9 protein-coding genes and 1 tRNA gene are annotated in these 13,881 nt (G+C 40.8%); 5 read left to right on the top strand and 5 right to left on the bottom strand.

Going from position 1 to position 13,881, the window contains the following annotated elements; translation table 11 throughout:
* Nucleotides 1–110 precede the first annotated feature (110 nt).
* The 4 genes from LEP1GSC192_RS09240 to LEP1GSC192_RS09225 all read right to left on the bottom strand — a co-directional run bounded on the left by LEP1GSC192_RS09240 (nt 111) and on the right by LEP1GSC192_RS09225 (nt 6,742).
* Complete coding sequence (locus LEP1GSC192_RS09240; protein ID WP_020769824.1) at nt 111–668, bottom strand: gamma carbonic anhydrase family protein; 558 nt, start codon at nt 666–668, stop codon at nt 111–113.
* A gap of 3 nt (nt 669–671) precedes the next feature.
* Nucleotides 672–3,077, bottom strand: a complete 2,406-nt coding sequence (gene pheT, locus LEP1GSC192_RS09235; RefSeq protein ID WP_020769648.1) for a phenylalanine--tRNA ligase subunit beta — start codon at nt 3,075–3,077, stop codon at nt 672–674.
* 120 nt (nt 3,078–3,197) lie between these two features.
* A complete protein-coding gene (locus LEP1GSC192_RS09230) occupies nt 3,198–6,035 on the bottom strand; it encodes a DEAD/DEAH box helicase (protein WP_036089638.1) in 2,838 nt (945 codons plus the stop codon).
* Between the two features lie 2 nt (nt 6,036–6,037).
* Nucleotides 6,038–6,742 (bottom strand): 7-carboxy-7-deazaguanine synthase QueE, encoded by a 705-nt coding sequence (locus tag LEP1GSC192_RS09225; RefSeq protein ID WP_020769454.1) that lies wholly within the window; start codon nt 6,740–6,742, stop codon nt 6,038–6,040.
* 224 nt (nt 6,743–6,966) lie between these two features.
* On the opposite strand from LEP1GSC192_RS09225, the gene LEP1GSC192_RS09220 reads away from it, so the two are divergent.
* Both LEP1GSC192_RS09220 and LEP1GSC192_RS09215 read left to right on the top strand, forming a co-directional pair.
* Complete coding sequence (locus LEP1GSC192_RS09220) at nt 6,967–9,561, top strand: response regulator (RefSeq protein WP_020769879.1); 2,595 nt, start codon at nt 6,967–6,969, stop codon at nt 9,559–9,561.
* A gap of 101 nt (nt 9,562–9,662) precedes the next feature.
* Nucleotides 9,663–10,979, top strand: a complete 1,317-nt coding sequence (locus tag LEP1GSC192_RS09215; protein WP_020769574.1) for an SUMF1/EgtB/PvdO family nonheme iron enzyme — start codon at nt 9,663–9,665, stop codon at nt 10,977–10,979.
* Nucleotides 10,980–10,986: 7 nt separating this feature from the next.
* Here the strand turns inward: LEP1GSC192_RS09215 and LEP1GSC192_RS09210 are convergent, their stop codons facing one another.
* Nucleotides 10,987–11,784, bottom strand: a complete 798-nt coding sequence (locus tag LEP1GSC192_RS09210) for an SDR family NAD(P)-dependent oxidoreductase (protein WP_020769484.1) — start codon at nt 11,782–11,784, stop codon at nt 10,987–10,989.
* Nucleotides 11,785–11,901: 117 nt separating this feature from the next.
* On the opposite strand from LEP1GSC192_RS09210, the gene LEP1GSC192_RS09205 reads away from it, so the two are divergent.
* The 3 genes from LEP1GSC192_RS09205 (at nt 11,902) to LEP1GSC192_RS09195 (ending at nt 13,852) form a co-directional block, all read left to right on the top strand.
* The gene (locus LEP1GSC192_RS09205; RefSeq protein WP_020769789.1) at nt 11,902–12,534 is read left to right on the top strand and encodes a DUF2889 domain-containing protein; all 633 of its coding nucleotides are present in this window, start codon (nt 11,902–11,904) and stop codon (nt 12,532–12,534) included.
* A 25-nt stretch (nt 12,535–12,559) separates the two neighbouring features.
* A tRNA-Thr gene (locus LEP1GSC192_RS09200) sits at nt 12,560–12,631 on the top strand.
* Nucleotides 12,632–12,664: 33 nt separating this feature from the next.
* Nucleotides 12,665–13,852 (top strand): M23 family metallopeptidase, encoded by a 1,188-nt coding sequence (locus tag LEP1GSC192_RS09195; RefSeq protein WP_020769683.1) that lies wholly within the window; start codon nt 12,665–12,667, stop codon nt 13,850–13,852.
* Nucleotides 13,853–13,881 lie beyond the last annotated feature (29 nt).

Raw genomic sequence — 13,881 nt, 5'->3', positions numbered from 1 at the left:
CGGAAAACTATAACAAGGATTAGCAGGCAAGGTTCAGGACGAATCAGAAATCGAGTTAGGAAAAATTGATTTATATCAAATCGAAAGTAGAGGAGAAGTTTAGATAAGAATTATATGCCGTATCTTTTGATGATGGACTTTGCTTCTTCTATAAACGAATTCTCTTCTTCTTTTGTGAAAGGTTTGAATACGTTCTCTTGGAATCTTTTTGCCAATTGTATGTATTCCAAACAACCTGCGATACTCATCTCAGGTTTTGCTTTTTTTTCGTAGATAACGATGTCCCCGTTTTTCGGGATCACCATCGCTCTAGGCGGGATTTTTTTACCACCGCGGATCATTGAACCTGCGAGTATCATCGCTCCATCTCCGATCTCCGCCTCATCCAAAATGATCGCACCTATTCCGATCAGACAACCCTTACCGATCTTACAGCCGTGAAGCATTGTATTATGACCTACTAATGTATAATCGTCTATAAATAAACTTCCGGTGGAATCGGTATGAAGTGTACTATTATCCTGGATATTTACACCTTCTCCCAATTTGATCTCATTTAGATCCGCACGAACAACGGCACCCGGCCAGAGAGAAGATAAAGGTCCCATCTCCAACATTCCGAATGCAGTTGCAGCCGGATGGATAAATGCCGTCTCGTGGATTTTCATAGTTTAACGAAGAGGATAACCGGAAGAATTCGCAATTTGGATGAGGCGATCCGTGATCTCTTTGATCCTGTCTTGGGTCAAGTTTTTGTCTTGGCTCAAAAGTTTAAATCTATAAGAAACGGACTTTTTGTTTTCAGGAAGATTTCCACCCGTAAATACGACTGTAACTTTTACATCCTGCAGCTCCGGGAATTTTTCTCGGACAGCAGCATCACTGAACTTGGAAGAGGATTCATTCAGATCCATCACCAAAGATAGATCGATCTCCGTTTGAGGGAAATGAGACGGAGCGGCAAAATAATTTGTGTTCCGATCCACGGTCCATACTTCCAGCAATGAAGCGAATTCGAATCTTCCTAAAATGACTCTCTTTTTGATATCGGCATTATCCAAGGCTGCAGGATGAGCGTATCCTAACTCCCCTATTCTTTTTCCGGAAACGAATAAGCAAAGAGAAGCCTTAGGATGAAAATAGCTTCTTTCTTCTATCTTCCATTCGATCTCTCTTAAATTTAAATGTCTTAATACTTTTTCGATACCTGTTCTAACGTCCAAGAAATCGGACTCTAATACGTTTAAATCCTTTTCGTTGGACTTCCTACCGAAAGAAACCGCCCAAACAAACCATTTGGATTCGTTAAAAGGCTCCTCTGCTTTTTTATAAGTGCGGCCGAATTCGAAAATTTTCAGTTTTTCGAAACGATCGCCATTGAGCCTGATATTTTTCAAAAGAGAAGGATATAAAGAAGTTCTTAAATATGCCTGCTCATCCGGCATTGCATTCAGGATCTTGATAGAATCTTTTACTTCTCCTTCGAAAGAATTATCTTTAGAAGAGGCGTAAGAATAATTGAATACTTCGTTGTATCCTAAGATTTGGGAGAATGCTCTTTTTAGATGTTTTTCCAACTCTCTGGAGAAATTACGAGCAGGAGGTTTTACATCCGAAGCCAATGGACGGACCGGAATAGAAGCGTATCCCAATGTGCGGCCTATCTCTTCTACAATATCTTCGGGAATAGTGATATCGTAATTATGCCTGTATTTAGGAACAAGCACCTTAACGGTATCTCCTTTCCATTCCGTGGAGAAGGAAAGTTGTTTTAGGATCTTATCCGAAGTCGATTGATCGATTTCCGTTCCTAATTTCTTATTTAAGAAATTTAAACTGACTTCTATTTCTACTTTTTTATCCGCAGTATGAATGTATCCGGCAGGAAGACTTGCCTCCAGATCCGGACAACCGTTCTCTTTCAGAAGATTTAAGGCTCTTTTGAGGATAGGAAGAGCGGTCGTCGCTTCCAGACCTTTTTCGTAACGAATGGAAGACTCCGAACGAATTCCCGTTTTTCGAATAGACTTACGAACAAACTCTCTCGGAAAAACCGCGGATTCTAAAATAACTTTTTTAGAATTAGAATCCACTGCGGTATCCGCACCACCCATCACACCTGCAATCGCTACTCCCTTTTTAGCGTTACGGATGATCAAAATTTCGGGATCAAGTTTGGGAGAAGTTTCGTCTAGAAGTAAAAAACTTTCGTCCTTCTTTGCATAATCCACTTCTAGTTCGATCCCGCCTTGAGCGAATAATTTATCCGAATCGAAGAAGTGAGTCGGCTGCCCCGCTTCCAATAAGAGATAATTGGAAACATCCACCACATTATTGATCACCCTCACTCCGCATTTTTTCAAACGGGAACGAACGGTTTTATTAGAAGGTTTGATCTGGATCCCTTCGATAGCAGAAGAATAGTAAGAATGCGCGTAATCCGTTTCTTTTACTTTCGGAGAAGTCAAGTTTTTGGAAAATTCCCAGTCTGTTTCCAAAGGATTAAACTTGATCGGTAGATTTAATTGAGCGGCAAGTTCTCTTGCAAATCCGAAATGGCTCCATAGGTCCGGGCGATGTGTGATCGATTTATTATCAATATCTAAAATAGTATCTCTGAACCCAAAAAGCTCTCTCAGATTCAAACCGGGTTTTGCATCCGGATCATCCAAGACCATGACTCCCGCATCTTCCTCGGAAAGGCCCAGTTCTTTTTCGGAACAAAGCATACCGGAGCTTTTTACTCCTCTCAGTTCGGACTCTAGGATCTTTTTATCTCCTAGTTCTGCGCCTGGAACTGCCAATGGAACCAAGTCCCCTACTTTTAAATTCGGAGCGCCTGAAACGATTTGGATCTTATTTTTACCGTCCGTAACCTGCGCGACTTGGAGTTTGTCTGCCTGCGGGTGTTTTTCTAAGGAATCGATCTTTACTAAAACTACCTTCTCTAAATGAGAAAAATAATCTTCGACCCCATCTACTTCACATATTGAAGCCGCAATTTTTTTCAGGATATCTTCGAGGGACACATCCTTAATCGGGGTAAAATCGTTGATCCAATCCAGGGATAATTTCACGTAAACTGTCTCCTAAGGCCGAATATTTGGCGGAGTAGTTTAACAAAAGCGGATAGCGGGTGCCAATGTCCAGCAGTAAAAACCGGAATATAAAAGGTTTAAGACGGTCCCTAATTTAACTTAATCCGAACCCGGAAGATATGCTTGGAAAAGTTCAAAACGATGGTGGATCTCTTTTCCAACTTTTACCTTTCGCAACTCCACTTCGAAATCCTCTTTTACTTTTTGGATCTCGTTCTTAGTTCGATTCATTGCGGATTTTTTTTCGGGTCTTCCTTCCCATTTAAAAGCAGCCTCTTGCCTCATCAGTTTTTCTTCGAGTTGGCGCAGTGTGTTTTGGTTGCTGTTCCGGATCTTGTATTCTTCTTTTTGGAATAGATCCTTGGTTTGTTCGTATAATTCTTTTTTTCTATCTTCTAATGCAAACTCTAAGGTCTCGCAGGCGATCACGAAATGTTTTTCCGTATCTTGCGGTAGTTGTGTTTCAGAGGATCTGAATCGGTTCTCTCTTACGATCTCGGGAAGGCTTTCCAATACCTTGGCATTCCCGCTGCGTCGGTTCACTTCCACAACGAACAATTCTTTTCTGTCCAAAGAAAATTTGAATTCTACTATAAATACGAAGTATAAAAAATTGCCGGAAGTCCTATAGAATCCAACTTTCCAACCGGATCTATCTTTCAGAAAGGATTGGACAGCCTCTTCGACCAAAGGATGTCCGAATGCTAAAAATTCCAAACCGTCGTCTGCGAGTGCAAGTTCGGAATTAAATGTGGCCTTCTTTCCTTTATAGTTCACTCCATCCAACTCATAGATCTGAGGCTTTAGAGTTTTGAGTTTAAAATTCAATCGATCCGAATACTTTTTAGCGTATCGGACAAAAAATGTCTCTAAGTGTTGGTTTGTAAAAGATCTTTCTTGTAGAGTAGTTTTATAATAATCTTCTAAATTAAAATCCAATAATTTAGGAGTTACCAAAGATCCCAGTTTTTCGAAACCCTTTTTGGCGATCTTGATCCTTTGGTCGATCTCCTCTTCCACTTCCCTTAACTTTTTGTTTCCCGTGACGAATCTCATGAAGCTGGAATGAAAATCCAATTCGTCTTCGATAGCTCCGAGTAACTCGTCGGAGTTTCCGATCGATTCTTCGAAAAGTTTGATCTTATTGGAGAGTACTTCTAAAATTCTTTCCGCAACTGTGTCTTTAGAAGCAAAGTTAAAAATAAATACATTGTCCTTCTGACCGAACCTGTGAATTCTTCCGATCCTTTGTTCGATCTTTAAAGGGCTCCACGGTAGATCGTAATTGAAGAGAACGTTTGCAAACTGAAGGTTACGACCTTCTCCGCCGGCTTCCGTACAGATCAATATCTCTGAAGTTTTTCTGAATTCGGAGATTGCGTCTTCTTTTGCATCCGCACTTAAAGATCCGTGGAATAATGTGACCTTGTATTCCGATAAAGTAGAAGCTAAGAAGTCCTGTGTACTTCTGAATTGCGTGAATATTATAAATTTAGGATGCCCTTCTTTTTTGAGCTTTGCGATCGTTTCTTTCAGCTTCTGGCTTTTGCGATCTTCTTTGATCTTTTTACCCAAAAGGATCAACCTGTTTAAGGACAATAATTCCCTTCTAAGATTTGCCAGATCGGAGGGAGCGGATTCGTCCAGATCGGAAACGAAATCTTCCACTCCTTCCGTTTCATCCAAGTCCCATTCCTCTAATTTGTTTCCGACTGCTTGTAAACGATGGAGCCTATTCTCCAGCATGAACTTACGCTTGGACAATGCGGAAAGAAGTGCGAATACGGATGAATCCAATAATTTCTGGAATACGATCATCACGAACCCGATCGCCCGATTTTGGGTTCTCATCGCTAGATTGTATTCTCTACGAACGTATTCGGTGGTCTCGTCGTAAAATTGTCTCTCTGCGTTGGACAATTCTATCTTTACGGTTTTGGCGAATCGTTTGGTAAATCCGCCCACTTCTACCTTTCTTCTTCTTAAAAGAACTTTCGAGATCTTTTCTTTTAATCCGTTTTTATTTCCAAGAACATAATCGTTTATAAAAGTATGATATGGTCCGAGCAAATTCGGATCCACTAAGTGGACCAGATAATACAGCTCTTCTAATTTTCCTCTAAAAGGTGTAGCGGTAAGAAGAAGCAAACATTCGCATTTTTTGGCGATCTTCTCCGCGAATAGATAAGCTCTAGTGACCTTATGATAATCCCTTCGTAAACGATGTGCCTCGTCAAAGACTACGATATCCCATTTTGTTTTCAGGATCTCTTCGGCATATTTAGGGTTTTTGATAAAGTCTACGGAAGTGATTACATGTTTGAAATTCTTCCAATTTTTCTCGCCCGTGGCTAAGAAGTTCTTTCTTTTAACGATCTCAAAGTCTTCGTTAAATTTATTCTTTAACTCCTGTTTCCATTGGACCAAAAGAGGAGAAGGAGCCACAACCAAAACCTTTTTATAACCTCTCCGAAAGATCAGCTCTTTCATAACCAGAGCCGCCTCTATCGTTTTGCCTAATCCTACCTCGTCCGCCAAAATAAATCTTGGTCTAAGTGAGTTCACTACCACGAAAGTGGATTCTATTTGGTGAGGAAGAAGCCTAGTTCTGGAATTAGATAAAGCGGAAAGTTTATCGTATGCGTGTGTGAGTTTTAACTCGAATGCTTGTAGACTTAGATCGAGTAGCTCAGGATCTGCGAAAGATTCCGTAAATGCGGTCGGATACGCTCCTATAATTTTGAGTCTGTTTGAGTTTTCAGAAACCGTTTTTCTGGTATTTGAAGATGGAAAATAGATCTGGAATTTTCCCGAGTCGGAACTTTCTATCCTTCCAATCCCTAATTCCGGTTCATCCTTGAGATAACAGGAATCCCCTCTGAATCCGCTGGAAGAGTCGGATTCGAAATCTAGACTGAGCTGCAAAGTAGAGTCCAAGATCAAACTCCCCTTTTTTCTCCCCAGATATATTTATGGGTCTGCAAAGAAAGACGCAGATCCGTTCTATTATTTTCTTTGATCCAATCTACAAGGATTTCGGGAGCTAGCTCTCCGAATACGGGAGAAGCCAGAAGATTTCCCTTTAACTTAAAACGATCTATCACTTCCAAAGTCCTATCGAAATCCTTTCTATCTCTAATTACGAATTTAATCTCGTCCAGATTATCGTTTCTATCCCGGACAAATTCCAAATTATCCAAGATCATTTTGTTTTCCATTCCGGAACCGGGGAGTTTGTAATCCAGAGTAAATACCATATTTTCTAAACCGGAGATAGGCTCTGCACCGTTTGTCTCCACCCTCACCCTCGTATAAAGCCCCGAAACTTGCCTCGACTGTTTCAATTTTTTCGCCAATGCCTGGCTGAAAATCCTATTCGAATTTTCTAATGGTTCTCCGCCCGTCAAAAGTATTTGTGTAGGAGAAGAAGTAATGGATCCTATCTCCGAGATCACATCTTCCAACTCCATTTGTTTTCCCGCATTCGGAGAAAGTGCGTACGGAGTGTCGCACCATAATTTGCGATTTCCATCCATTCCGCATCTGAGAGAACATCCCGCAAATCGGACAAAAATGGTAGGCAAACCTGTTGAAATTCCTTCTCCGGAAACGGAGAGATAAATTTCATGAACGACGGATTTCATAGTAAGGAATAGCTCTCCAAGGTACAAGATTTTTACCTGCTTTCTTTACCAGAATCCAGAAAAAACCGTTTATTAGAATACCAGAATGATTTTTGGCCCGATCCAGTCAAGATGGGGCTATCAAAATCGCGAAAAAAGCTTGTTCAAAGACCTTTGTACGTGTAATAAATTTGGAAGCCTTTTTGAAATCATTTTCGCGTTTAAAAAGTCACAGAACGTCTTTCATGAAATTTTCCTTTTTAGAAAAAATCAAAGAAAAATCCCAATTCTTACAATGGAAAGTGCTGATCGGCTTTTTCTCCCTTACCTTACTATTGATCATAGCGAGTTTGATCAGTTTGTACGGAATGATAGAGTTAAAGAACTCCGGAGTTTTAATAAAACATACATTTACTGTCATCGAAGAAATCGACCAATGTAAGAGTATTACTAGAGAGATCGGTCTGGCCCAAGCATATAAGGGTAACTCCGCTTTCGAAAATACAAGATCGTTATTCTCCAACTTGAAAAGCGAAATTAAGATCTTACAGAATTTGATCAAAGACAATCAGATCCAACAAGTGAGGCTCCAAGGAATTTCCAACCTGATCGCAACTGCGGAAAAACAACCCAGGTCCTTCGAATCCAAAAAGGGAATTATACTGATAGAGATAACGGAACTTCTGAACCATATGCAGGAGGAGGAATTTAAGCTCCTAAACAAAAGGAATGCCACCAATTCTTTGAGAGGGACCAGAGTCGCTTATTCCCTGCTTACTTTAGTCATAGTTTCCTTTCTGGTTGTAGGTTACGGTTCCTATACCGTCCAAAAAGATATCAAAGAAAAGAGAAGGATCACTGATAGATTGATCGAAAGTGAATCCAGGCTTCTTTCCATTTTGGACAATCTGCCCTCCGCATTTTGTATGATGGATCTGGACGGAAGAACTCTATTTCACAACCAAGTATTCGCAAATCGTTTCTTAGCTAACAAAGACAAAAGACAGGATATGGGGCTGGAAAATCTTTTTGGAAATGAGAAAGCCCAGTTCATTTCAACGATAATAGCGAAATCCTTGGAAAAACAAGGTTCCTTGGATTTCGAACTAGACCTAGTCGTTTCCGAAGAAGAAAAAACATTCTATTGTGTGATCGTTCCCTTAGTAGACTTAGAAGGAGAGGTATATTCCGTCTGCGGGTTATTCACGGATATTTCTGTTCGCAAAAACTACGAACACGATCTCAAAAAAGCCAAAGAAGAAGCTGAAAAGGCCAACCGTGCTAAGTCTGAATTTTTGGCGATGATGAGCCATGAGATCAGGACTCCTATGAACGGAGTGGTCGGAATGACGGAACTTCTGATCGATTCCAATCTAAATACCGAACAAAAAGAATACGCAGAGATCATTCAAAAAAGCGGAGAAAGTCTGCTTAATATCATCAACGATATTTTAGATTATTCTAAAATTGAATCCGGAACCTTGTCTTTGGAGATCAGAGAATTTTCGGTTATCGAAACGATCGAGGAGGTTTTGGACTTATTCAGATCTCGCGCCGCTCAAAAACAGATCGATCTTGTCTATTATCTGGACCCGAATGTGCCCGACAGGATCTTTTGCGATAGTTTACGACTAAAACAGATCCTGATCAATTTGATCGGGAACGCGTTAAAATTCACCGAACAAGGCGAGATTTTTTTATCAGCCGAGGTTTCCAAATTAGAAGGGAAACTGTATACGATCTTATTTGCGATCAGAGATACAGGGATCGGAATTCCTGCTGAAAAACAAAAGGAACTATTCCAACCATTCTACCAAGTGGACACATCTTCCACTAGAAAGTATGGAGGAACAGGACTTGGGCTTTCCATATCTTCCCGTTTAATAGAAATGATGGGGGGAGTAATTTGGGTAGAAAGTGAATTGAACGTAGGCACGACCTTCTCCTTTTATATTCAGGTAGAAGGAAACAACCAAACGAAAATCGAATCAAAAGCGACAAACTCGGAATTAGAAAATAAAAAAGTACTCATACTAGATGATAATCCTACCAACCTCAAGATACTCGCGTATCAATTGCAGATATTAGGTCTTATTACATTCTCCGCCAAATCCAAGGAAGAGGCATTAAACCTACTCGATCTGGACATTATGCCTGACATAGGGATCTTAGATTTTAATCTTCCCGGAAATACGGGGATAGAGATAGCTCAAGAAATCCGCAAAAAGAATTTTCATTTCCCATTAGTGCTCCTATCTTCTTCTTTCCTGGACCCTAAGGACAAAGAACTCGCGGTCGAATTATTTGCGGGAGAACTGAGTAAACCGGTAAAGAAAAAAGATATAGAAAGGATTGTGACGGAAATTTTAGCGGAAGGTGGAAGTAAAGCTAAAGCAAATACAAGATCCTCGTATCTTGCCAGCCAAAAAGAAATGTTAAGTTCCCAATTCCCCTTTAAGATCATGGTGGCTGAAGACAATGAGATCAACCAAACTCTGGCGAAAAGAATTATCCAAAAATTAGGATACGAACCGTTTATCGTTCCGAATGGAAAAGAAGCTTTGATCGCTCTGAGAGAAAAGAAGATCAATCTGATCTTTATGGACGTTCATATGCCCGAGATGGACGGACTACAAGCAACTCAAGTCATTCGAAATACTTGGCCCCTGGAGTCGCAACCGTATATCATTGCTATGACTGCGGCCGCAATGCAAGGAGATAGGGACCTTTGTCTGCGTGCCGGAATGAACGATTATATCTCGAAACCGATCGTTTTCGAAGAGCTGGTCCATGTGATGAGAAAAGCTGGGAATGCACTCTTTCCAAAGTCTAAGGCATAAAGTCCTAAACGCCGGATTTTACATCGGCACCAAGTCATAAAAAACCGTCCAAAAATCGATGAATTCTGCCGATCTTTAAATTTAGAGGACCTCACTCTTCTATGTCCAGGACCAGTGCTATTATACTCATCTCATTCTGTTTTCTTTTTCTTTTTTCGGAAACCGGGACAAGCCAAGAAGAAAAGGAAACTGCTTCCTCCGATACCAGGAAGGCGATCCTTTGGACGGGAGAACTTCTTTCCGTTTATAGGAACAAAGGAAAAGCTAAGATCAAAATAGGTAGGAATTCCTACTTCTCGGAACGTTCCGAAGAGGAGATCAGAGGAATTCTCAGCGAAAGATCGAATCTACCTTTATTCAGAAAACCGAAAATGGAAGAGATAGGCGCTTTCCAAATAGAGAATATAGAAGTAGAATTCGGAAAAGTAGGAAAACTCACTAAACCGGTTTCCATAGAACTAAGAGGAAGTTTTACAATTGCAGAAGGTAAACCTGCTAAATTGATCGGCGTGGGACTTTTGATCGGGGCGTATGGAGAAGAAACATTCTACCAAGACCCTGCTAGATTTGATGCCACAGATGTGGTCCGAAATCGTTTAGCTAAAAATATTCTCCATCCGAAAGACGGAAAAGAAATGGTACTCGTTCACACCGGTTATGAATCCAACGGAAAGATTTTATACGAGCATATGGGATATTTCCTATACGGACAAGGTTCCGATCCGGGAGACGATAGTTATAATCCTAAATTCGTAACACCCGACAGATCCAGCTTAGAAGAAATTCCTTCCTTTTATATAGATAAGTACGAAGTCACCAATAAAGAATATAATAAATTCTTAAAAGAGACCGGCACTCCTCCTCCTCCTCATTGGGAAAACGGAATATTCCCAAAAGGAAAGGAATACCATCCGGTAACCAACCTTACGTATAGAGAAGCGGAAGCATATTCTAAATGGGCCGGGAAAAAGATCCCGAGCGAATGGCAATGGGAGAAAGCCGCCAGAGGAACAGGACTTGTTTGGAGATTATTGAAGGACGAGAGTTACGAATTTATCTCCCAACCCCAAGATTACCCTTTCGGCAATGAATTCGATTCCGCACTTTGTAATACAAGAGAAAGCGGAAGCAGAGGAACGATCTCCGTTTATGAACTTCCTTCCAAAGGCCAAAGTCCCTATGGTGCGATCGGAATGTGCGGAAACGTTGCGGAATGGACCAGCTCACCTTATATCCCTTATCCGGGACATCGACCGAATTCGGGAAGATTCGGAAAACATCTAAAAGTGATCCGAGGCGGTTCTTATTCAAGCACCAAAGAAGAAGCTAAAGTATACGCCAGAGACTTCGGAGGAATTCCCAATCTATTGAATGATCGAAAAGCAGGTCTCAGATTGATCACGGAAGTGAAAAATTAAAAAGTTTTTAATTCACTTTTGTTTTTAGGAGTTTTTTATCCAAGGTCTTAGGGGCAATTTTGCTCAATATAAGATCGATCTTTTCTCCAAACTTCGAAGGAAAAATTTCCCTTTTTCTTTGTTCAATACCTTTCAATATCTTTTTAGCGACGGCATGTGGATCCAATCCCTTCTTTTGTTTTTCATCCATTATCCCGTGAGGAGAACCGTCTTCGGAAAGCGCTTTAATCGAAATATCCGTTTTAACGATACCTGGAAAAACAGTCATAACGTGTATGCCCGTCTTATCGTTTTCCAGCCGAATACTATCCATAAAGGCTTGGACCGCATGTTTACTGGCAGCATAACCGGATCTAAACTGGGTGGAAAACTTTCCCAATAACGAAGAAACGGCTACCACATGTCCTTCGCTTTGCCTAAGATCGGATTCCAATAGACCGTATAAGATCACTAATGGGAAATAATTCGTATCCATTAACGTGTAAAAAACCTTAAGCTCGGTTTCAGCGGCGGTTCCTCTCATGGAAACTCCCGCACAATGAACGAAGCCGTCCACTCTCTTGAATTTTTTCCGAAATTCTTCCACCGCTTTTTTTAAATCGGATTCGGACATCACATCCGCTTGTAGAACTAAAATTTTATCCGGATGAGAAGCGGAATTTTTCAATTCCTTAAGGGCTTCTTTCCTTCTGGCAATAGCCGCCACGTATGCTCCTTGCTTTTCCAACTCTAATGCGAGAGCCCTGCCAATACCCGAGCTTGCTCCTGTGACTAAAAAAACCTTATCCTGAAAAAACGACGCCATCCCTAAAATCCGTAAAGTAGGGAGTAGAATAGATAAGAATGTTAAAAAAGCAAATCAAAACGTTGTAAAATCCTTTCAGGTCTATCGCTCGGGAAAAAAAAGGAACCAGGAGAATGTATGGCGCTTTCCCAATTAAAACAAAAGATCAGATACAAAGACTGCGGTTTCCAGCGTAGATACGAGAGTAGATATTATTGGTTTCCGGAAGAAAGTCCTCCGAGTTGCCTGATAGAAGTCAGCCAAAGAGATCCGTATCATGACATGACCTTATATATGCTCGTGAACTTAGCTACGATGAAAATTATGGACTTGGATGTGGAAGAAGATCGAGTTCCTTACGAAACCTGTCCACATGCGATCAAAACGTATTCTTATCTGATCGGAGAAGATATATCTTATAACAAAATTATGAGAAAATTTCCCGAAGACAAAACGATGGGCTGCCTTCATATCAACGAACTTTTACAAAACGCAGCTCAAAGTTTTTCTTCCGCTTATGCGTTCTTCTTAAAAGAAAGAAATTTCCCACCTGAATGGGACGAGTATAGAATGTACCAAGGAGACTTGGACCCTAAATCCAGAAGAGAGATCGGAAGACATTGGTGGATGAAGGATAAAGGTGTCCGAAATTCCTGTTATAGTTTTTCAGACAGACATGAAACTTCCGAATTGAAGCAGCAGGTGAAAGCTCTTGACAGTATCACATCTTTGATGGTAAAAGAATTCCGAAGCGCCAGAGGGGATCGTTAGAGTTCCTTTATTGAGCCTCAATTTTGCCCGCTTAGCTCAGGGGTAGAGCATTTCCCTCGTAATGAAAAGGTCGCCGGTTCAATTCCGGCAGCGGGCTGTTTTATTTCCCCCTAAATTCCGATCTTATAACATGATGATCCGAAGATTTGCGGCCTTAATTTTATCCTTTTTTGTTTGCCCTTTATTTGCGGACAGCATTCAGAATTGTGATAAAAAAAATATCTGTTCTTCCATCGAAACGGAAAATGATCAAACGTCCGTCTATCTCCAAGCCAAAAACCTGATCCCCGGAACTCATATCACCGTCTATACTGCAATCGAAGGTTCTAATATAGAAACGGAACCTCAAAGCCCGATCTCATTCGTATTAAACGATCCGGAAAAGAAGAAGGTCCTGACCTTCAAAAAGAAAGAGAATGCGGAAGCCTCTGGCCCGGTATCAGTATTAGCAGTTGCATATTATGGAAACTTATCCGCAATCCACGATGATGCTTATGTATACACGCTTCCTTATGAAGGTAAATCTTGGATCTCGGTAGGTTATAATAGCGGAGAAGAACATAAAGGCGGAGGAGCTTATTCTTTGGACTTTGTCCTTCCGGAAGGCACTCCACTTTTGGCCGCAAGAGACGGGATTGTAGTCGAAACGGAAGATAAATTTACGGAAGGAAGAAGGGACCCAAAACTCATAGATAAAGCGAACCGGATCGTGATAGAACATTCCGACGGAACAGTCGCAATTTATGGACATTTACAATCCAAAGGTGTATTCGTAAAACCCGGAGATAAAGTTAGCGCAGGGCAAAAAATCGGGCTCTCCGGAAATACCGGATTCAGCACAGGACCTCATTTACATTTCGAAGTTTATAAACCGGAAGAGAATCGAAAGAAAAAAAGTTTTGCGACGATTTTCAAAACGGAATCGGAAGAAAAAGAATATTTAAGCGAGGAGAATGCTTACTGGACACCGGACGGAAAAACTCCTCCAGGATTTCCGATCACAAATGTGGAAGAATTTTGTTTCAGCCAATCCATTCCGGATCCTGATAAAACATCTTCCTGTATTGATAAAATCCAAACAAAACGGAAATTTTATCTTTCGATACCGATCTATAAATCCGGGCCTTATACTTTTAAGGCGGAGTTCATCTCTCTAAAAACGAAAAAAACAAGTTTTACGTTTCAGGAAAAGATCCCGGGTGGGATCAACTTCGAGGCCTGGGAAATAATGCAGATCTTAATTCCCGGAAAGTATAAGATCAAATTCTATCTAGAAGAAAAAGAGATCGGAGAAAGATCGCTACAAATCCTTCCTTGACCTAAATACGCTTTCGTGTGAAAAGGATC

It is taken from the genome of Leptospira sp. B5-022, from assembly GCF_000347035.1.
Taxonomy (GTDB): domain Bacteria; phylum Spirochaetota; class Leptospiria; order Leptospirales; family Leptospiraceae; genus Leptospira_B; species Leptospira_B cinconiae.
The sequence above is the reverse complement of the archived record's forward strand: the minus strand, read 5'-3'. Positions and strand labels throughout refer to the sequence as shown.

Coding starts and splice junctions, on each gene's coding strand:
- LEP1GSC192_RS09210 (WP_020769484.1), bottom strand. CDS start 11,784: ATGGCGTCGTTTTTTCAGGATAAGGTTTTTTTAGTCACAGGAGCAAGC.
- LEP1GSC192_RS09240 (WP_020769824.1), bottom strand. CDS start 668: ATGAAAATCCACGAGACGGCATTTATCCATCCGGCTGCAACTGCATTC.
- LEP1GSC192_RS09220 (WP_020769879.1), top strand. CDS start 6,967: ATGAAATTTTCCTTTTTAGAAAAAATCAAAGAAAAATCCCAATTCTTA.
- LEP1GSC192_RS09195 (WP_020769683.1), top strand. CDS start 12,665: ATGATGATCCGAAGATTTGCGGCCTTAATTTTATCCTTTTTTGTTTGC.
- LEP1GSC192_RS09215 (WP_020769574.1), top strand. CDS start 9,663: ATGTCCAGGACCAGTGCTATTATACTCATCTCATTCTGTTTTCTTTTT.
- LEP1GSC192_RS09205 (WP_020769789.1), top strand. CDS start 11,902: ATGGCGCTTTCCCAATTAAAACAAAAGATCAGATACAAAGACTGCGGT.
- LEP1GSC192_RS09225 (WP_020769454.1), bottom strand. CDS start 6,742: ATGAAATCCGTCGTTCATGAAATTTATCTCTCCGTTTCCGGAGAAGGA.